The following is an 18,667-nucleotide window of genomic DNA, read 5'->3' as shown; positions in this document are numbered from 1 at the left end:
AGGTATCGGCACCGCCCCGGCGCACACCCTCAACGACGGCACCGAACTGCCCGCCGTCGGCCTCGGGACCTATCCGCTCAAGGACGGCGAGGCGGAGACGGCTGTCGCCGGAGCCCTGGAGCTGGGCTACCGGCTGGTCGACACGGCGGTCAACTACGGCAACGAGGCGAGCGTCGGGCGGGGCATCGCGCGGTCCGGCGTACCCGTCGGGGACATCGTCGTCACGACCAAGCTCCCGGGCCGCCACCAGGGCTACGAGGAGACGCTCCGCTCGTTCGAGGAGTCGCGCCGCGCCCTGGGCCTGGACCGCGTCGGCCTGTACCTCATCCACTGGCCGCTGCCGCGCGTGGACCAGTACGTCGCCTCCTGGAAGGCGATGATCAAACTCCGCGACGACGGGCTGGTGGCCTCCATCGGCGTCTCCAACTTCACCGCCGCGCACCTCGACCGCCTGGAGGCGGAGACGGGCGTCCTGCCCTCGGTCAACCAGATCGAGATGCATCCCCTGCTCCCGCAGGAGGAGTTGCGCGCCGTGCACGAGGCCAAGGGGATCCGTACGGAGAGCTGGACCCCGCTCGGCCACGGCACCGGCCTGCTCGACGACCCCGCGATCGGCGCGATCGCCGAGGCGCATGGGGTCACACCGGGACAGGTCGTGCTCCGCTGGCACCTCCAGCTGGGCGCCGTACCGATCCCCAAGTCGGGCAGTCCCGAGCGCCGGCGACAGAACCTCGACCTCTTCGGGTTCGAGCTGACCGAGGACGAGATCGCCCGGATCCAGTCCGGCCCGCGTCACAGGATCGGCGGCGACCCGGACCACCACGAGGAGTTCTGACCGCCCCGCACGACCCCCGCCGCGCCCGGCCCCGCCCCGGCTGTTGAACCCTGGACGAACAGCTGCGCACGCGCCGGTGAAACCGGCCGTCCGCCGCCCCCGCCCCCCGTACGGTGACCGGACGATCCGGACCGGCGGGGTGTGCGGGTCGCGTGTTCAGGGGGGCCTGGGGACCGTGGAGTGGCTCAGTACGGAGAACGTCGTCGCCCTCGGCACGGCGCTGCTCGGCATCCTCGCCTCACTGGGCGTCCTCTGGTTCGAGCGCCGCGTCCCCGCCCACCGGCGCATCGGCTACCGCATCCAGCTCGACACCCCGGTCAGCAGCGCCGAGCGCACCGGCCGGGCCGGCGTACGGCTCGGGTTCTTCCAGGACAACCCGCACCTGTCCGACGCCACCCTCGTCCTGCTGCGCATCGAGAACGACGGCTCGCAGAGCATCGGCGACGGCGACTACACCGGGCGGGAGCCGCACGGCCTGACCGCGGTGTTCACCTCCCGGACGATCCACGGCCTGGCGGTCACCACCCCGCCGGGCGAGGAACACCTGCTGGACCACTTCACCCCGGCCGCCGGGCTGCGGCACGCCGACGACACCGTCTACCTCCCGCGCGTCCCCCTCAACCGGGGCCGGCACTTCAAACTGCTCGTCCTGCTCACCGGCGGGGCGGTCGGCGACCCGATCCGGGTCGCGGGAGGGCTCCGGGACGGGAACGTTGCCCTGAACCGCAGCACCACGCCCGACGACACCCCGCCGCTGTTCAGCCGGGCCTCCAGCATGATCACCGTGCTGCTGACCGTGTGCGTGGTCATCCTCGCGTCGATCATCGTCGTGCGGGACGACTCCCCGCCGCCGATGGGCTGTGCGCGGGGCACCCTGACCATCACCGGATCGACCGCCTTCGCGCCGGTCGCCGAGGAACTGGCGGCCAAGTACGAGAAGGACTGCGCGGGTTCCCAGGTCACCGTCGACGCCCGCAGCAGCCGCGACGGGGTCAGGGAGCTGGACGAGCGCGGCGCCGCCGCGAAGGGCGGTTCGCCCGCCCTGATCGCCCTGTCCGACGGTCCCAAGACGACCGGCTTTCCCCGGCTGCGGGAGAACCGGGTCGCGGTCTCCGTCTTCACCCTCGTGGTGAACGACAGCGTGCCGCTGAAGAACCTCTCGACCGCGGACGTGCGCCGTCTCTACCGCGGGGACGTGGCGAACTGGGACCAGCTCCGCGGCACCGACGGGGTACGGGGCCCCGACCTGCCGATCGTCCTGGTGAGCCGCAACTCCGGGTCCGGCACCCGCGACATCTTCCAGCGCCGGGTGCTCGGCGCCTTCGAACAGGCGGACTCCTCCACCGACTGCCGTCACAAGGACGACGTCACGGCCAAGGTCTTCCGCTGCGAACTCGACAGCACCGACCGGGTCCTGACCACGGTCGCGGGCACGCCGGGCGCGATCGGGTACACCGACCTGCGCTCCGGATCCACCCCCAAGGGCCTCCACCCGCTCGGACTCGACGGGCGGACCGCGTCCGTGGACGCGATCGCGGACAGCGCGTACCCGTACCGCGAGATCGAGTACGCGTACACGTACGGCGACCCGCCGGCCGACTCGCTCGTCTCCAGCTTCCTCAACTACCTGATGCGGGGCAGCGGCCAGGACGTCGTCCGTACGCACGGGCACCTGCCGTGCGCGTCCCCCGAGGGGCTGCGGATCTGCGCGGCGATGAGGTAGCGGCGCCCTGTCAGGACCGGCGGCGCCCTGTCAGGACCGGGGTCAGTGGAACTGCGGGACGATCAGGTACAGCCCGTAGAGCACGGCCACGGCACACGCGAGGAAGCACACCCCGGCGACGGCCATCGCCGGGGCTCCCGGCCGGCGCGCCCCGTACGCCGTGCTCCCGCCGCCCGGTCGCGGGTGCGGCCGCGCCGGCCCGCCGTCCTCCTCCCGCGTGGCCAGCGCCCGTACCCCCAGTGAGAAGACGATCACGACGCCGACCGTGGCGCCGATGCTGACCACGGCGACCTCACCCAGCGAGCTCCAGTGCAGGTCCATAGCTCCTCCTCGTCATGCGTCTCGTCATGCGTCTCGTGATGCGTCTCGTGGGGCGCGCCGGTCAGCGGCGGTCAGACATTCGCCTTGGCGGGGCCGGGGCGGACGGTCACGGCGTGGTCGTCGTTGACGTTGCGGGAGGTCACGGGGGTGCGGCGGGACATGACGAAGATGAACGCGGCGAGGGCCGCGGCGACGACGGAGACGACCACGATCCCGAACGTGCCGCCGTGCACCACCACACTCGCGGCGAGCGCCCCGACGGCCGCGGCGGCGGGCAGGGTCACGCACCAGGCGATCACCATGCGCCCGGCCGTCCCCCAGCGGACCTGGGCGAGCCGGCGGCCCAGCCCCGCGCCGAGGATGCCCCCGGCGCAGACCTGGGTGGTGGACAGGGCGAAGCCGAGGTGCGCGGAGGTGAGGATGACGGTGGTCGCCGAGGACTCAGCGGCGAAGCCCTGGGGGGCCCGGATGTCGGTGAGGCCCCTGCCCATCGTCCTGATGATCCGCCAGCCGCCCAGGTACGTACCGAGCCCGATCGCGAGCCCCGCCGAGCCGATCACCCACAGCGGCGGCCCGGAATCGGGCGCGAGCGCGCCGGCCGAGATCAGGGTGAGGGTGATGACCCCCATCGTCTTCTGCGCGTCGTTGGTGCCGTGCGCCAGGGAGACCAGGGAGGCGGAGGCGATCTGGCCGAGCCGGAAGCCGTGGTCCACCGAGGTCTCCCGGCCCCGGCGGGTGAGGCGGTAGGCGAGGTACGTGGCCGCGAGCGCGGCGACACCCGCGATGAGCGGGGAGGCCACGGCCGGAAGGAGGATCTTCTCGACGACCTTCTCGAAGTGCACGCCCTGCTGCCCCGCGCCCACCCACACCGCGCCGATCAGTCCGCCGAACAGCGCGTGCGAGGAGCTGGAGGGGAGGCCCAGCAGCCAGGTCGTCAGATTCCACAGGATGGCGCCGATCAGTCCGGCGAAGATCATGCCCGGGGTGACCAGACTGTCGTTCACGATGCCCCCGGAGATCGTCTTCGCGACCTCCGTGGACAGGAACGCGCCCACCACGTTGAGGACTCCGCTGATGAGGACCGCGACCTTGGGGCGCAGGGCTTTTGTGGCGATGGACGTGGCCATCGCGTTCGCGGTGTCGTGGAATCCGTTGGTGAAGTCGAACGCGAGCGCCGTCACGATCACCATTGCCACGAGGAACGTGATGTGGTCCATTTGCCCCATACAAGCGCAGCGGTGCCCGAGGGCGGGGGAACCGGCGGACCGACACCGGATCTTCCTTCCAAAGGGTCAGTGCGCGGGGCCGCCGGCCGGCGCCGGGTGGCAGGCCCGGCCACGGGGCCGGACAGCCGGTCGTATACGAAGAGAGCGCTGTCCGCCCTCCGGCCGTCCCGGACGGACCGCTGCCCCACCCATATAGTTTTAACCGTGAACTAAAGCGGCATCCTTGCGGCCGCCACCGGGAGCGGACCGCCGGGGCCCGGTGCGCGCATGCCGCACACCGGGCCCTTCCCGTAAGGGTGTTGCCGTCCATAACGGTGACTTCAGGCCTTTCGGACGACTGTCACGGCAATTTGACCACGCCCTTGACAAATTAAGTCGCCGTTGCCAGCATGCAAAAACTCGCGCGAGTCTCCGCACCACCTTGATGCCGCATCGAAAGCTCTCCCCAGCTTCCCCCCAGATCGGTACGGCTGCCGCCCAGGTGACGGGACATCACCGGGGCGCAGGCTCCTCCCGCAGTGACACGGCAACGCGTCAGTCGCGCGCCCTGCCCGACTCACTCCCCCCGCAAGGTCAGGAAGGACGCTCCATGTCAGGACTGTCAGGACGGCCACGCCCGAGACGTGCGTGGTTGAGGTGGCTCACGGTGCTGGGCCTGGTGGTGAGCGGCGGTGCGCTCGCCGTCCCCACGGCCTCCGCGCACCCCGGACACCCCGAGCACGACACCGCCGCCGCGGCGGTCATCCCCACCGGTGACTACCAGCAGGTGCAACTCGCCCTCGGATCAGCTGAGTTGGGTGAGGCGATGTCACTCGCCGTGCTGCCCGACCGCGCCGTGGTCCACACCGCCAGGGACGGTACGGTCCGCTACACGGACGCCGCGGGCAACACCAAGTCGGCCGGCAAGCTGGACGTCTACACGCACGACGAGGAAGGCCTCCAGGGCATCGCCGCCGACCCCGGCTTCGCCTCGAACCGCTACCTGTACCTGTACTACTCGCCGAAGCTCACCACGCCCGGCGGCGACGCCCCCACCACCGGTTCGGCGGCCACCTTCGAAGCGTGGAAGGGACACCTCAACCTCTCCCGCTTCACCCTCAAGGCCGACAACACGCTCGACCTGGCCAGCGAGAAGGTCGTCCTCGAAGTGCCCAACGACCGCGGCCAGTGCTGCCACGTGGGCGGTGACATCGACTTCGACGCCGCGGGGAACCTCTACCTGACAACCGGCGACGACACGAACCCCTTCGAGTCGAGCGGCTACGCGCCGATCGACGAACGGACCGACCGCAACCCGCAGTTCGACGCCCAGCGATCCTCCGGGAACACCAACGACCTGCGCGGCAAGGTCCTGCGGATCAAGCCCACCGCCGCCGGCGGCTACACCGTGCCCGCGGGGAACCTCTTCGCCCCCGGTACGGCCAGGACCCGTCCCGAGATCTACGCGATGGGCTTCCGCAACCCCTTCCGGATGTCCGTCGACAAGGCCACCGGCATCGTCTACCTCGGTGACTACGGCCCCGACGCGGGCGTCACCGACGGCGCGCGCGGCCCCAGCGGCCAGGTCGAGTTCAACCGGATCACCGCCCCCGGCAACTACGGCTGGCCGTACTGCACCGGGACGAACGCCGCCGCGGAGACGTACGGCGAGTACGCCTTCCCCAGCGGCCCGTCCGCCGGGAAGTACAACTGCGGCGCGCCGGCCAACAACTCCTTCCGCAACACCGGCCTGGCCACCCTCCCCGCCGCCAAGCCCTCGTGGATCAAGTACGGCGGCGACGCGGGCTCCCCGCCCGAGTTCGGCGGCGGCTCCGAGTCCCCCATGGGCGGACCCGTCTACCGCTACAACGCGGCGCTGAACTCCAGCGTCAAGTTCCCCCAGTCCCTCGACGGCCGCTTCTTCGCCGCCGAGTACGGCCGCAAGTGGATCAAGGCCATCGAGGTCAAGTCCGACGGCACCCCCGGTGTCATCGAGGCCTTCCCCTGGACCGGTACCCAGGTCATGGACCAGGCCTTCGGCCCCGACGGCGCGCTGTACGTCCTCGACTACGGCACCGGCGCCAACAACCAGGCCCTGTACCGCGTCGAGTACATCGGCGGCAGCAACCGCAACCCGGTCGCCAAGGCCGCCGCCGACAAGGTGTCCGGAGCCGTCCCGCTCACGGTCGCCTTCTCCTCGGCCGGCAGCGCCGACCCCGAGGGCAGGGCCCTCACCTACGCGTGGGACTTCGGCGACGGCACCAGCTCCACTGCCGCCAACCCGAGCCACACGTACACCACCCGGGGCACCTTCCGCCCCACCCTCACCGTCAGGGACCCGGAAGGCCTGACCGGCTCCGCGAGCCTCGTCGTGACGGCGGGCAACACCGCGCCCACGGTCAACCTCACCACCCCTGGTGACGGCCAGCTCTTCTCCTTCGGCGACACCGTGCCCTTCCAGGTCTCGGTGAGCGACCCCGAGGACGGCGCCATCGACTGCTCCAAGGTCAAGGTCACCTACCTCCTCGGCCACGACGAGCACCGCCACCAGATCACCCAGGCCACCGGCTGCTCCGGCAACCTCTCCGTACCGGCCGACGGCGAGCACGACAGCGCCGCCAACATCTACGGCGTCTTCGACGCCGAGTACACCGACGCCGCCGGGCTGACCACGCACAGCGCGCGCATCCTCCAGCCCCGCCACCGCCAGGGCGAGCACTTCTCCGCCCAGAGCGGCGGCATCCAGGTGGCCTCCCACGCCACCGCCGAAGGCGGCAGCACCGTCGGCTTCACCGACAACAACGACTGGATCTCCTTCAAGCCGTACGTCCTGGGCAACGCCAACCGCATCACCGCGAGGGTCTCCTCCGGCGGCGTCGGCGGCACCCTCGAAGTACGGGCGGGCTCGGCCACCGGCACCCTGCTGGGCACGGTGACCGTGGCACCGACCGGGAGCTGGGACACGTTCGCCGACGTCTCGGCGAACCTGGCCAACGCGCCTTCCGGCACCACGGAGTTGTTCCTCGTCTTCAAGGGCGTGACCGGGCAGGGCAACCTCTTCGACCTCGACGCCTTCACCTTCGCCACCGGTACCGGCGGCGGGTCGAGCCAGACCGTCGAGGGCGAGTCGTTCAGCTCCGGACAGGGCGTCCAGAGCGCCGCCCACACCCCGGCGAGCGGCGGCCAGACGCTCGGCTACATCGAGAACGGTGACTGGGCGGGGTACGCCTCCGTCCCGACCGCCGGGACCAGGACGTTCAGCGCCAAGGTCTCCTCGGCCGGCGCGGGCGGCACCATCACGATCCGGTCGGGCTCGGCCACCGGCGCCGTCCTCGGCACGGTGGCGGTCGCCAACACCGGCGGCTGGGAGACCTTCACCAACGTCTCCACGTCCCTGACCGGCACCACCTCCTCCGGAGCGCTGTTCCTCACCTTCACCGGTGGCGCCGGGTCCCTGTTCGACATCGACACCCTCACCCTCACCAAGTGAAGCGCGGGAAAGGGCCACTGATGTTCCGTCACCTACGGCGCCTGCCGGCCACGGCAGCCTCCGCCCTCGTCGTCGCCCTCGGGCTGGCCGGGTCGCTCCTGACCCCGGCCGCCACGGCCCAGGCCGCCGACCCCGCGTACAAGGTGCTCGTCTTCTCCAAGACGGCGGGCTTCCGCCACGACTCCATCCCGGCCGGCACCCAGGCCATCCGGGACCTCGGCGCGGCCAACAACTTCACGGTCACGGCCACCGAGGACAGCAACGCCTTCACCACCGCCAACCTGGCCGGCTTCAAGGCGGTGGTGTTCCTCTCCACCACCGGTGACGTCCTCAACGCCACCCAGCAGGCGGCCTTCCAGTCGTACGTCGACGGAGGCGGCGGCTACCTGGGCATCCACGCCGCCGCGGACACCGAGTACGACTGGCCGCAGTACGAGCAGATCGCCGGCGCCTGGTTCAAGAGCCACCCGGCGATCCAGCAGGCCACGCTGCGGACCGAGGACCGGGCCCACGCGGCCACCTCGCACCTCGGCCAGACCTGGAACCGCACCGACGAGTGGTACAACTACCGCACCAACCCCCGCAACAACGTCAAGGTGCTCCAGAACCTCGACGAAGGCAGCTACAGCGGCGGCGAGATGAGCGGGGACCACCCGATCACCTGGTGCCACCCGCAGGGCAACGGCCGGTCCTTCTACACCGGACTCGGCCACACCCAGGAGTCCTACGCCGACCCCGCGTTCCGGTCGCTGCTGCTCGGCGGCATCCGGTACGCGGCGGGCTGGGCCAAGGCCGACTGCCGCGCGGAGACCGGCTACACCCCGCTCTACAACGGCTCCACCACCGGCTGGTCCCAGGCCGGTCCCGGCAGCTTCACCAACTCCGACGCCACCCTCACCTCCACGGGCGGCATGGGCCTGTACTGGTACCAGGCGAAGCAGTACGGCGCGTACTCCCTCAAGCTGGACTGGCGGATGCCCGGGGACGACAACTCCGGTGTGTTCGTGGGCTTCCCCAGCTCCACCGATCCCAACTCGGCGGTCAACCAGGGGTACGAGATCCAGATCGACGCCACCGACACCGCCGACCGGACCACCGGTTCGGTGTACGGCTTCAAGTCGGCGGACATCGCGGCCAGGGACGCCGCGCTGAACCCGCCCGGCAGTTGGAACACGTACGAGATCCGGGTGGAGGGGGAGAGGCTCCAGGTCTTCCTCAACGGCACGCGGATCAACGACTTCACCAACACGGACCCCGTCCGCTCCCTCCAGCAGGGATACATCGGGATCCAGAACCACGGCACCGGTGACGACGTGTCCTTCCGCAACGTCCGGATCAAGGAGCTGGGCGGTACGACCCCGCCCACGTCGTCCACGTACGAGGGCGAGTCGTTCACCTCGCAGCAGGGCGTCCAGGCGGCCGGCCACACCCCGGCCAGCGGCGGCCAGACCCTCGGCTACATCGAGAACGGCGACTGGGCGGGCTACGCCCAGGCGTCCCTCACCGGGGCGAAGACCTTCACCGCGAAGGTCTCCTCGGCCGGCGCGGGCGGCACCGTCCAGGTCCGCTCGGGCTCGGCCACCGGACCGGTGGTCGGCTCGGTCGCCGTTCCCAACACCGGCGGCTGGGAGACCTTCAGGACCGTCACCACCACGCTGTCCGGCACACCGACAGGACCGGTGTTCCTCACCTTCACCGGCGGCGCGGGTTCCCTGTTCGACATCGACACCTTCACGATCGGGAGGTAACGGGCCGCACCGGCGCGGCTCCACGACCGGCAGGGCGGGTCCCGGACACACCGGGGCCCGCCCCGCCCTGTCACGGGCCGGCCGTCCGCCCGGGGTGGCGGCGTGTCAGGTCGAGGGAAGCGGCACCCGTAAGCCCCCGGCTGCGCGGCGGCCACCGGACCGTGGGCAGGCTGTCGCCTTCCGGCCACCACCTGCTGCGAGCCTCCACAGATGCTCGCCCTGAACGCGGAAGTGAACCCGCGCCGATGCCGGATGCTGGGGCTCGCCGGGTCCGTCGCGCTCATGACCGGCGGGCTGACCGCGGGCGCGCTGCCCGTACGCGACGCGCTGCTGCCCTCCTCCGGGCGCGCCGCCCTCGGGCTCGTCTGCGCGTACTTCGGCCTCGTCCTGCTCATAGCCGCCTGGTGGTGGCTCGGCAGAGCCGTCCGCGGCCCCCGCCCGCCCACCCCCCGCACCCTGCTCGTGACGCTGGGGATGTGGGCCGCGCCCCTCGTCCTCGGACCGCCCCTGTTCAGCCGCGACGTCTACAGCTACCTGGCGCAGGGCGCCATGGTCCAGGCCCGGATGGATGTGTACGTCCACGGCCCCGCGCAGCTCGGCGGCCCGCTCGCGACCGAGGTGGCCCCCGTCTGGCAGCACACCCCCGCGCCCTACGGCCCGGTCTTCCTGTTCGTCGCCGGGAAGACCTCCGTCCTGACCCGGCTCGACATGCCCGCCGGCATCCTCGGCATGCGGCTCGTCGCCCTGCTCGGCGTCGGGCTGATGATCGCGTTCCTGCCCTCGCTCGCCCGCCGCTGCGGCGTCGACCCCTCGGCCGCGCTGTGGCTCGGCGCGCTCAACCCGCTCGTCCTGCTGCACCTCGTCGCGGGCGCCCACAACGACGCCCTCATGCTGGGACTGCTCGGCGCCGGCCTGGTCGCCGCCCTCGGCGCGATGCCCGCCCGCGCCGCCGTCCTCGTCTCCCTGGCCGCACTCGTGAAGGCGCCCGCCGCGCTCGGCCTGCTGGCGGTCGCCGCCCTCTGGTCCGGCGCGCTCCGGGGCCGGGGCCGTACCGCCAGGGCCGCCGCGCTGACCGGCGCCGTGGCCCTCGCCACCACCGTGGTCGTGACCGCCCTGGCCGGTACGGGATACGGCTGGCTCGGGGCGCTCTCCACCCCCGTCTCCGCCGACAACTGGTCCCTGACCAGCGGGCTCGGACGCCTCAGCGGGGCCCTGCTGGACGGCGTGGGCAGCGGCCTCGGCGACCTCGCCGTCCCGGCCTGGCGGCGGCTCGGCCTCGTGGTCACCGTCCTGGCCGTGTCCTGGCTGTGGCTGCGCCGGGCCCACCGGACCCGGCTCGGCCCGGTGTACGCGCTCGCGCTGAGCCTCCTCGCCGTCTTCGCGCTGGGCCCGGCGTTCCGGCCGTGGTACGCGCTGTGGGGGCTGTTCCTGATCGCGGCGGCCGCGCCCGACGGCCGGGTACGGCGCTGGGCGTCGGTGGGCAGCGGGATCCTCGCGCTCGGCATGCTGCCCAGCGGATCCCCGCCGGACGGGGCGCAGTTGACCTTCGCGGTGGCGGGCGGGGCGCTCGCCCTCGTCACGCTGTGGTGGATGTTCCTCATGTCGGAGCCGGCCGTCCTGCCCGCCCGTACCCGGACCGCGTCGTGAGGTGGCCGCGCCGGGTCATGGCGCGGCCCGGCGGGCGGGCGGCCGTCGCGGTGTGCCTGGTCACCGCCACCGCCGTCTTCCTGGCGACCGTCCCGCTGTTCCGCGGCTTCTTCGACGTCGGTGTGTACTACGGCGCAGTGGGGGAGTGGGTCCACCACGGCGGCCGGATCTACGACTACCTCAGCCCCGGTACGCGCTACGGCTTCACATACCCGCCCTTCGCGGCCGTGTCGATGCTGCCGATGGCGCTGGTCCCCTGGCCGGTCGCCGTGGCGATCAGCGTGGTCCTCGGTGTCGTGGCGTCGGTGCTGGTGCTGCGCTGGCTGCTGGGCCCGGCCGTCCGCCGCGAGGCGTGGCGCGGCTGGTTCGCGTGGGTCGTGATCGGCTGTCTCTTCGGCCTGTTCGAACCGGTCCGCGACACCTTCTCCTTCGGCCAGGTCAACCTCCTGCTCGTCGCGCTCGTCCTCGCCGACGCCCGGCTGCTGGCCACCGGGCGCGGGCGGTACGCGGGGATCGGCATCGGCCTCGCGACGGCGGTCAAACTCACCCCCGCGCTCTTCATCGGCTACCTCCTGATCACCGGCCGCCGCAGACAGGCCGCGGTCGCCACAGGAACGGCGGCGGCCGCCACCCTGTTCGCCGCCGTCCTCGACCCCGGGGCCTCCAGGGACTTCTGGACCCGGGCGCTGTGGGACACCGGACGCGTCGGCGAACTCGGCTACGTCTCCAACCAGTCGGTGCAGGGAGTCCTGTCCCGCCTGCGCCCCGAGGACACCGGCCACGCGGTGTGGCTCGCGTGTGCGGCCGTCGTCCTCGCGGTGTGGGCCTACCGGGCCCGCGCGGCCGTGCGGTGCGGCGACGACCGGGCCGGGTTCGCCCTCACGGGGCTGGCCGCCTGCCTCGTCAGCCCGGTGACCTGGGTCCACCACCTGGTCTGGGTCCTCCCCGCCCTCGTCGTCCTCGTCGACACGGCCCTGCGCCGGGACGACGGAGGCCGGCGCAACGGCCGCCTGCTGGCCCTGTGCGCGGCGCTCTACGTCCTGCTGTGCAGCAGTGTCGTCTGGCTGTGGCGCGACGACGCCACCGGCCCGGGCGCCGTCGTCGGCTCCAACGCCTACGTCTGGATCACCCTGGGCCTGCTGGTCGCCCTGCCGTTGCGCACGACCGCGCCGGACCGCCCCGCGGAGGCGAAGGAGGCGGGCTCGCGGCGGCCGGGGACCGTACCCCCGCGCCCGGCGTTCAGCGGCCCTGCGGCAGCCACTCGATCAGCAGGATCGTCGCGTCGTCGCGCAGCTGGTTCCGCTGGCCGTCCAGGATCGAGTGGATCAGCACCCGCAGGGCCTCCGGCGCGAGTTTCCCCGAGGCCGTGGCGCGGATGATCGAGTCGGTGAAGCGTTCGAGGCCGAGCTGCGCGCCTCCGTCGACCCGCGCCTCCGTCACCCCGTCCGTGTAGAACAGCACCCGGTCGCCCGCCTTCAACGCCACCTCGTTGACCTCGTGGGGCGCGTCGGAGAACTGGGCGGCGAGTCCCATCGGCGCCTGCGGGGTGCGCTCCAGGGCCTGGCCCAGCACCCGGCGGTCACGGATGAGCAGCGGCGGCGGATGCCCGCAGTTGATCCACCGGAAGACACCGTCGTTCAGGTCGAGCTGGCTGAGGATGCCGGTGCAGTACTGGTCGGGCAGCCACTGCGCGAGCGCCTGGTCGACGGTGTCGACCAGCTGCGGCAGGTCGGCCCCGGCCCGGCGGGCGTTGCGGCAGCCCGCCAGGGCGACCGCGGTCGTCAGCCCCGAGGCCAGGTTGTGGCCCATGGAGTCGAGGATCGCCGCGTGCAGGGTCGACTGCGTCAGCGAGTGGTCGAACGCGTCACCGCCGATGCGGTACGCCGGCTCCAGCGCGCCCGTCGAGATGACCTTGGTGTTGCCGATGGTCCGGGGCGGCAGGAACGCGCGGAGCATCTCCGCGGGCAGCCGCATCGGCTCGGACCGGGCCCGCCGCGCGAAGCTGTCGCTGTACGCCCGCTTCGAGGTGATCACCATGGCGAGCACGGTGGCGAGCATGCGGCAGCGGCGCAGGCGGGTGGCGTCGAACACCGCCGTACGGATGCCGAGGACACCGAGCCGCTCCGCGCCGTCGACCAGGGGCAGCCACGCGGTCAGCTCGTCGGTCCTGAGCTTCTCCTCCAACTGGAGGGAGAGCGTCCGGTACGCCTCACCGGCCGTCGAGGAGTCCACGTCCAGCGACGGCAGCCCGTCGGTGAGCGGCACGAGATGGCGCTGCTGGAGGTCGATGACGTACACCGCGAGCTGCCGCAGGCCGATGGCGCTCGCGCACCGGTCCACCAGGTCGGGGAGGTCCATCGGCGCCGCGCCCTGCGCCTCGGCCAGCAGCCGGTCGAGCAGCGCCTCGCCCGGCCCGGGACCCGGCCCCAGTTCGGGGCGGGAGCCGGGGCCCTGTGCGGAAGATTCGCCGGCCACGGGTCAGTACCTCCTACCGGCAGTCTCACACCATCGGAGGGGTTCCGCGCGGCCGGGGCGAGGCCCCCGAGGATCCGTGGCGGACCGTGGGGGCCAGGCCGGCTCAGACGGTCGTGATCAGCCCGCCGTCGATCGTGAAGTCGGCCCCGGTGACGTTGGACGCCCGTCCGCCGGCCAGCCAGACGACCACGTCGGCGACCTCCTCGGGGCGGGTGAACCGCCCGGTCACCGCGTCGCCCGCGGCGCTCTCGGCGATGGCCGCCGGGTCCTGCCCGGACGCCCGCGCCACGGTGGCGGCCACACCGCCGTCCCCGAGCCAGAGCGCCGTGGAGACGGGGCCCGGGCTGATCGTGTTGCTCCGGATCCCCCGCGGCCCGTACTCCTTCGACACCGCCTTGCAGACGTTGGTCAGCGCCGCCTTCGCGGCGCCGTAGTCGACCACCAGCGGATCGGGGAGCGTGGCGTTCACCGAGCTGATGGTGACGATGTTCCCGGCGCCCCGCTCCAGGAAGTGCGGGAGGACGGCCCGGATCGTCCGTACCGCCGACATCAGGTTGACGAGCAGCGCGTGGTCCCAGTCGTCGTCGGTGACCGACAGGAATCCCTCGGTACGGGGGCGTAGGCCGCCGACGTTGTTGACGAGGATGTCCACCCCGCCGGTGAGTTCGACCGCCCGCGCGATCAGGTCGGCGGGCCCGGAGGGCGACGCCAGATCCACCGCCACCGGGTGGACGGGGTGGGTCGCGGCCAGCTTCTCCAGGTCGTCGGTGACCGAGCGGGACCCGGCGACGACCTCGGCCCCCTCGGCGGCCAGCGCCCGGGTCACGGCCAGCCCGATACCCCGGCCGGCCCCCGTCACGACCACTGTTCTGCCGCTCAGTTCCATGTCCATGGCGCCCCATGCCCTTCTGCCGACGGAAATCAGGCCCCGAGCGTATGCGGTCGGGGTGGCGGCCGGGCGAGCGGTCAAGATGTGGCAATGATTTTCATATCTAGGTAATGACCCATGGTGTTGAAAGTCGTTCCCATCTAGCGTCGGGCTCGTCCGGAGCGCCGGTATCCCACCGATACCCACCGGCTTGTATGAGGAGATCCCGTTTCATGAACGCAGTTCCGCCCCGTTCCGCCGTCCGCCGGCCGACCCGGCTCGCCCTCGGTGGCGTCGCCGTCCTGGCCGCGGTCGCCGCCACCGCCTGCTCCACCTCGTCCTCGTCCGGAAGCGGATCGTCCGCCGACCCGTCCGCGGCCGCCGGCGGCGCACACGGCGGCAAGACCATCCAGGTCGTCGCGGCGGAGAACTTCTGGGGCAGCATCGCCTCCCAGCTCGGCGGGGACCACGTGAAGGTCACCAGCATCATCAACAGCCCCGACGCCGACCCGCACGACTACGAACCCACCGCCGCCGACGCCAGGACCGTCGCCGGGGCGCAGTTCACGATCGTCAACGGCATCGGCTACGACGCCTGGGCCGACAAGCTCCTCGCGGGCAGCCCCTCCAGCACCCGCACCGACCTGGAGGTCGGCGACCTGGTCGGCATCAAGCCCGGCGGCAACCCCCACCGCTGGTACTCCCCGGACAACGTCCACCAGGTCATCGACCGGATCACCGCCGACTACAAGAAGATCGACCCGGCCGACGCCGCCGACTTCGACAAGCTCAGGAACACGTACGACACCACCACCCTCGCCCCGTACAGCAAGCTGATAGCGGACATCAAGAACACCTACGCGGGCACCCCGATCGGCGCCTCCGAGTCGATCGTCAGCCCCCTCGCCGACGGCCTCGGGCTCAAGATGCTCACCCCGGACTCGTTCCTGAGCGCGATCAGCGAGGGCACCGACCCGACCGCCAAGGACAAGGCCACGATCGACCAGCAGATCGCCGACAAGAAGATCAAGGTCTACGTCTACAACAGCCAGAACGCCACCCCCGACGTGCAGGCGCAGGTGAAGGAGGCGAAGGCCGAGGGCATCCCGGTCGCCACCGTCACCGAGACCCTCACCCCCGCCGGGGCGTCCTTCCAGGACTGGCAGGTGCGCCAGCTCCAGGGCATCCAGCAGGCCCTGGCCAAGGCCACCGGAAAGTGACCGCCGCACCCGTACGCGCCGTGCCCCCGCCCCCCGTACCGGCCGCCCCCGTCGTGTCGCTGAGGAACGCGGCGGTACGGGTCGGGGAGCGCACCCTGTGGTCCGGCGTCGACCTGGACGTCGGCGCGGGGGAGTTCGTCGCCGTCCTCGGACCGAACGGGGTCGGCAAGTCCACCCTCGTCAAGGTCCTCCTCGGGGTGCTGCCGGCCGCCGCGGGCGAGGTGCGCGTCCTCGGCGCCCGGCCCGGCGGCGCCGGCGAGCGGGTCGGCTACCTCCCGCAGCGCCGCAGCTTCGACACCTCCCTGCGCATGCGCGGCACCGACATCGTGCGCCTCGGCTGGGACGGCGACCGCTGGGGCGTACCCCTGCCGGGACGCTTCGGCGCCCGCGGCAGGGCCGCCGCCCGGCGGATCGCCGAGGTCATCGAGCTGGTCGGGGCCGCCTCGTACGCCCACCGGCCGATCGGCGCCTGCTCCGGCGGCGAACAGCAACGGCTGCTCATCGCGCAGGCGCTCGTCCGCCGCCCCGAACTGCTGCTGCTCGACGAGCCGCTCGACAGCCTCGACCTGCCCAACCAGGCGGCCGTCGCCGCGCTGGTCGGCCGCATCTGCCGGGAGGAGGGGGTCACCGTGATCATGGTCGCGCACGACGTCAACCCGATCCTGTCCCGCCTCGACCGGGTCGTGTACCTGGCCGAGGGCGGCGCCGTCGCGGGCACCCCCGCCGAGGTGATCACCTCCGAGACGCTGACCCGGCTCTACTCCACACCGATCGAGGTCCTGCGCACGTCCGACGGCCGCCTGGTGGTCGTGGGACAGCCGGAGGCACCCGCCGTGCACACGGACCGGCACGCCGGACGGGAGCGAGGGGGCCTCGGTGCCACTGGCTGACGCGTACGGAGGGTGGTCCTGGAACCTGATCACCGACGTGTCGCAGATGTGGGCGTTCCCGTTCATGGTCAACGCCTTCCGGGCGGGCACCGTGATCGCGGTGGGCGCCGGGGTCATGGGCTGGTTCATGGTGCTGCGGCGCCAGAGCTTCGCCGGGCACACGCTCGCCGTCGTCGGCTTCCCCGGCGCGGCCGGCGCGGCGCTCGTCGGGATTGGCGCCACCTACGGCTACTTCGCCTTCTGCCTCACCGCGGCCCTGGTCGTCGCCGCCGTCCCGCGCGCGGGACGCGAGAGCGAGGGCCGGGAGGCGGCGGTCGTCGGCACCGTCCAGGCGTTCCTCCTCGCCTGCGGCTTCCTCTTCACCGCCCTGTACAAAGGCCTGCTGGGCGGGGTGACCTCGCTGCTCTTCGGCAGCTTCCTCGGCATCACCACCACCCAGGTCCTGGTCCTGCTCGGCGTGACCGTGCTGGTCCTCGCCGTGCTCGCGGCCATTGGACGGCCGCTCCTGTTCGCCTCCGTCGACCCCGACGTGGCCGCCGGGCGCGGCGTGCCGGTACGGCTGCTCTCCACGCTGTTCCTGGTCCTGCTGGGCGCGGCGACCGCCGAGGCGAGCCAGATCACCGGCACCCTCCTCGTCTTCGCGCTGCTGGTGATGCCCGCGGCGACCGCGCAGGCGCTCACCGCCCGGCCGGTGCTGAGCCTCGCGCTGTCCGCGCTGATCGCGGTGGCCGTGACCTGGCTCGGCCTGATCGCCGCCTACTACTCGCCGTACCCCCTCGGCTTCTACGTCACCACGTTCGCGTTCGCGGGCTACGTCCTGGCCAGAGCCGGCGGCCTCGCCGGCCGCCGGAGGCCCGCACCCCTACCGGCGGGAGGCCCGGCATGACGTACGGCAGTGGACCCGCCACGGTCCTCGCGGCCTCCGGCTGGCCGGGCGCCCTGGGGCACCCGTTCTTCCAGCACGCCCTGCTGGCCGGGACGGCGATCGCCGCCGCGGCCGGTCTCATCGGCTACTTCCTGGTCCTGCGCGCCCAGGTCTTCACCGGGGACGCGCTCAGCCACGTCGCCTTCACCGGCGCGCTGGCGGCCCTCGCGCTCGGGTACGACCCGCGCCTCGGCCTGTTCGCCGCGACCATCGCCGTCGCCCTGCTGCTCGGCGGCCTCGGCCGCCGGGGCAAGGTCGACGACGTGGCCATCGGCGGCATCTTCTCCTGGGTGCTGGGCCTGGGCGTCTTCTTCCTGACCCTCTACACGACGTCCCGGAGCGCGGCGAACGGCGGCGCCGGGGTGAACGTCCTCTTCGGCTCGATCTTCGGCATGTCGAGCGGCCAGGCCCGCCTCGCGGCCCTGGTGGCGGTGGGGATCTGCGCGGCCGTCGTGGTCATCGCCCGGCCGCTGCTGCTCGCGTCGGTGGACGAGAAGGTGGCCGCCGCCCGGGGGGTGCCCGTCCGCCTCCTCGGCTTCGGGTTCCTCCTCCTCGTGGGCGCCTGCGCGGCCGAGGCCACCCAGGCGGTCGGCTCCCTGCTGCTGCTCGGCCTGCTGGCCGCCCCCGCGGGCGCCGCGCAGCGCCTCACCGACCGCCCCTACCGCGCGCTCGCCCTCTCCGCCGGACTGGCGGTGGGCGAGATGTGGGCCGGGCTCGGGCTCAGCTACGCCGTGCCCCAGGTGCCGCCCAGCTTCGGGATCCTGGCCGCGGCGACCGCCGTGTACGCCGCGACCTTCGTCCCCGTCCCGAAGCGGCGTCCCGCGCCGGTGGCGGCCTGACATGACGGACCACCAGGCGCCGTCCCCGGCCACCGCGAAGGAGGTACGGCTGCTCGGGCGCCGCACGGCGCAGCGGGCCACCGTCCTGGCCGCGCTGGTCGCCCACGGCGGCTTCACCAGCGCCCAGGCCCTGCACGCGCGCCTGTCGGCCACCGGCGAACGGGTGGGGCTGAGCACCGTGTACCGCACTCTCACGGCGCTCGCCGACGCGGGCCGCGCCGATCTCGTACGCGACCCGGGCGGCGAACGCCGCTTCCGCTACCGGCCCAGCGCCGAGCACCAGCACTACCTGCTGTGCCGGCACTGCGGGCTCGGCGTGCCGGTCGACGCCGTCCTGGTCGAGGCCTGGGCGGCCAGGATCACCGAGACCTGCGGCTACGCGGACGTGCAGCACACGGTCGAGCTGACCGGCACCTGCCCCGACTGCCGGACGGGCGTCCGGGGCGCGTGACGACGCGGCGGGCACCGCGCCCGTCGCCGG

14 protein-coding genes and 1 pseudogene are annotated in these 18,667 nt (G+C 72.6%); 11 read left to right on the top strand and 4 right to left on the bottom strand.

Annotated features, from left to right (window positions below):
• Nucleotides 1–4 precede the first annotated feature (4 nt).
• Nucleotides 5–835, top strand: coding sequence for an aldo/keto reductase (locus tag HA039_RS00775; RefSeq protein WP_167035903.1), 831 nt, complete (start codon nucleotides 5–7; stop codon nucleotides 833–835).
• 175 nt (nucleotides 836–1,010) lie between these two features.
• Nucleotides 1,011–2,558, top strand: coding sequence for a PstS family phosphate ABC transporter substrate-binding protein (locus HA039_RS00770; protein WP_167022219.1), 1,548 nt, complete (start codon nucleotides 1,011–1,013; stop codon nucleotides 2,556–2,558).
• A 42-nt stretch (nucleotides 2,559–2,600) separates the two neighbouring features.
• On the opposite strand, the gene HA039_RS00765 is transcribed toward HA039_RS00770, so the two are convergent.
• The gene (locus tag HA039_RS00765; protein WP_167022217.1) at nucleotides 2,601–2,879 is read right to left on the bottom strand and encodes a hypothetical protein; all 279 of its coding nucleotides are present in this window, start codon (nucleotides 2,877–2,879) and stop codon (nucleotides 2,601–2,603) included.
• 71 nt (nucleotides 2,880–2,950) lie between these two features.
• Nucleotides 2,951–4,096: an inorganic phosphate transporter gene (locus tag HA039_RS00760; RefSeq protein WP_167022215.1), complete on the bottom strand. Its 1,146-nt coding sequence runs from the start codon at nucleotides 4,094–4,096 to the stop codon at nucleotides 2,951–2,953.
• Between the two features lie 598 nt (nucleotides 4,097–4,694).
• Between HA039_RS00760 and HA039_RS00755 the strand changes: the two genes are divergently transcribed.
• The 4 genes from HA039_RS00755 to HA039_RS00740 all read left to right on the top strand — a co-directional run bounded on the left by HA039_RS00755 (nucleotide 4,695) and on the right by HA039_RS00740 (nucleotide 12,348).
• Nucleotides 4,695–7,574, top strand: coding sequence for a carbohydrate-binding protein (locus HA039_RS00755; RefSeq protein ID WP_167022213.1), 2,880 nt, complete (start codon nucleotides 4,695–4,697; stop codon nucleotides 7,572–7,574).
• A 20-nt stretch (nucleotides 7,575–7,594) separates the two neighbouring features.
• A complete protein-coding gene (locus tag HA039_RS00750; RefSeq protein ID WP_167022211.1) occupies nucleotides 7,595–9,322 on the top strand; it encodes a ThuA domain-containing protein in 1,728 nt (575 codons plus the stop codon).
• 210 nt (nucleotides 9,323–9,532) lie between these two features.
• On the top strand, nucleotides 9,533–10,969 hold the full coding sequence (gene mptB, locus HA039_RS00745) for a polyprenol phosphomannose-dependent alpha 1,6 mannosyltransferase MptB (protein WP_425086305.1): 1,437 nt from the start codon (nucleotides 9,533–9,535) through the stop codon (nucleotides 10,967–10,969).
• 17 nt (nucleotides 10,970–10,986) lie between these two features.
• Nucleotides 10,987–12,348, top strand: coding sequence for a glycosyltransferase 87 family protein (locus tag HA039_RS00740; protein WP_167022209.1), 1,362 nt, complete (start codon nucleotides 10,987–10,989; stop codon nucleotides 12,346–12,348).
• Here HA039_RS00740 and HA039_RS33700 read toward each other — a convergent pair.
• Together HA039_RS33700 and HA039_RS00735 are read right to left on the bottom strand one after the other, a co-directional pair.
• Nucleotides 12,287–12,778: pseudogene (locus HA039_RS33700) on the bottom strand (PP2C family protein-serine/threonine phosphatase); the annotation flags it as partial. The gene HA039_RS00740 and the pseudogene HA039_RS33700 overlap by 62 nt on opposite strands.
• Before the next feature lie 769 nt (nucleotides 12,779–13,547).
• On the bottom strand, nucleotides 13,548–14,336 hold the full coding sequence (locus HA039_RS00735) for an SDR family NAD(P)-dependent oxidoreductase (protein WP_167022207.1): 789 nt from the start codon (nucleotides 14,334–14,336) through the stop codon (nucleotides 13,548–13,550).
• A 209-nt stretch (nucleotides 14,337–14,545) separates the two neighbouring features.
• On the opposite strand from HA039_RS00735, the gene HA039_RS00730 reads away from it, so the two are divergent.
• From HA039_RS00730 to HA039_RS00710, 5 genes are read left to right on the top strand one after another with little or no spacing between them, the layout of a single operon-like run.
• Nucleotides 14,546–15,532 (top strand): metal ABC transporter solute-binding protein, Zn/Mn family, encoded by a 987-nt coding sequence (locus HA039_RS00730; RefSeq protein ID WP_167022191.1) that lies wholly within the window; start codon nucleotides 14,546–14,548, stop codon nucleotides 15,530–15,532.
• Nucleotides 15,529–16,422: a metal ABC transporter ATP-binding protein gene (locus HA039_RS00725; RefSeq protein ID WP_243868974.1), complete on the top strand. Its 894-nt coding sequence runs from the start codon at nucleotides 15,529–15,531 to the stop codon at nucleotides 16,420–16,422. The genes HA039_RS00730 and HA039_RS00725 overlap by 4 nt, the downstream gene beginning before the upstream one ends.
• Nucleotides 16,409–17,308 carry a metal ABC transporter permease gene (locus HA039_RS00720; protein WP_243868970.1) on the top strand — a complete coding sequence of 300 codons (900 nt, stop codon included), beginning with the start codon at nucleotides 16,409–16,411 and terminating at the stop codon, nucleotides 17,306–17,308. Before HA039_RS00725 ends, HA039_RS00720 begins: the two co-directional genes overlap by 14 nt.
• Nucleotides 17,305–18,186 (top strand): metal ABC transporter permease, encoded by an 882-nt coding sequence (locus tag HA039_RS00715; protein WP_167022189.1) that lies wholly within the window; start codon nucleotides 17,305–17,307, stop codon nucleotides 18,184–18,186. The genes HA039_RS00720 and HA039_RS00715 overlap by 4 nt, the downstream gene beginning before the upstream one ends.
• Nucleotide 18,187: 1 nt before the next feature.
• Nucleotides 18,188–18,637, top strand: coding sequence for a Fur family transcriptional regulator (locus HA039_RS00710; protein ID WP_167022187.1), 450 nt, complete (start codon nucleotides 18,188–18,190; stop codon nucleotides 18,635–18,637).
• Nucleotides 18,638–18,667: the final 30 nt, after the last annotated feature.

Source organism: Streptomyces liangshanensis (assembly GCF_011694815.1).
In the GTDB taxonomy this organism is placed as follows: Bacteria; Actinomycetota; Actinomycetes; order Streptomycetales; family Streptomycetaceae; genus Streptomyces; species Streptomyces liangshanensis.
The sequence above is the reverse complement of the archived record's forward strand: the minus strand, read 5'-3'. Positions and strand labels throughout refer to the sequence as shown.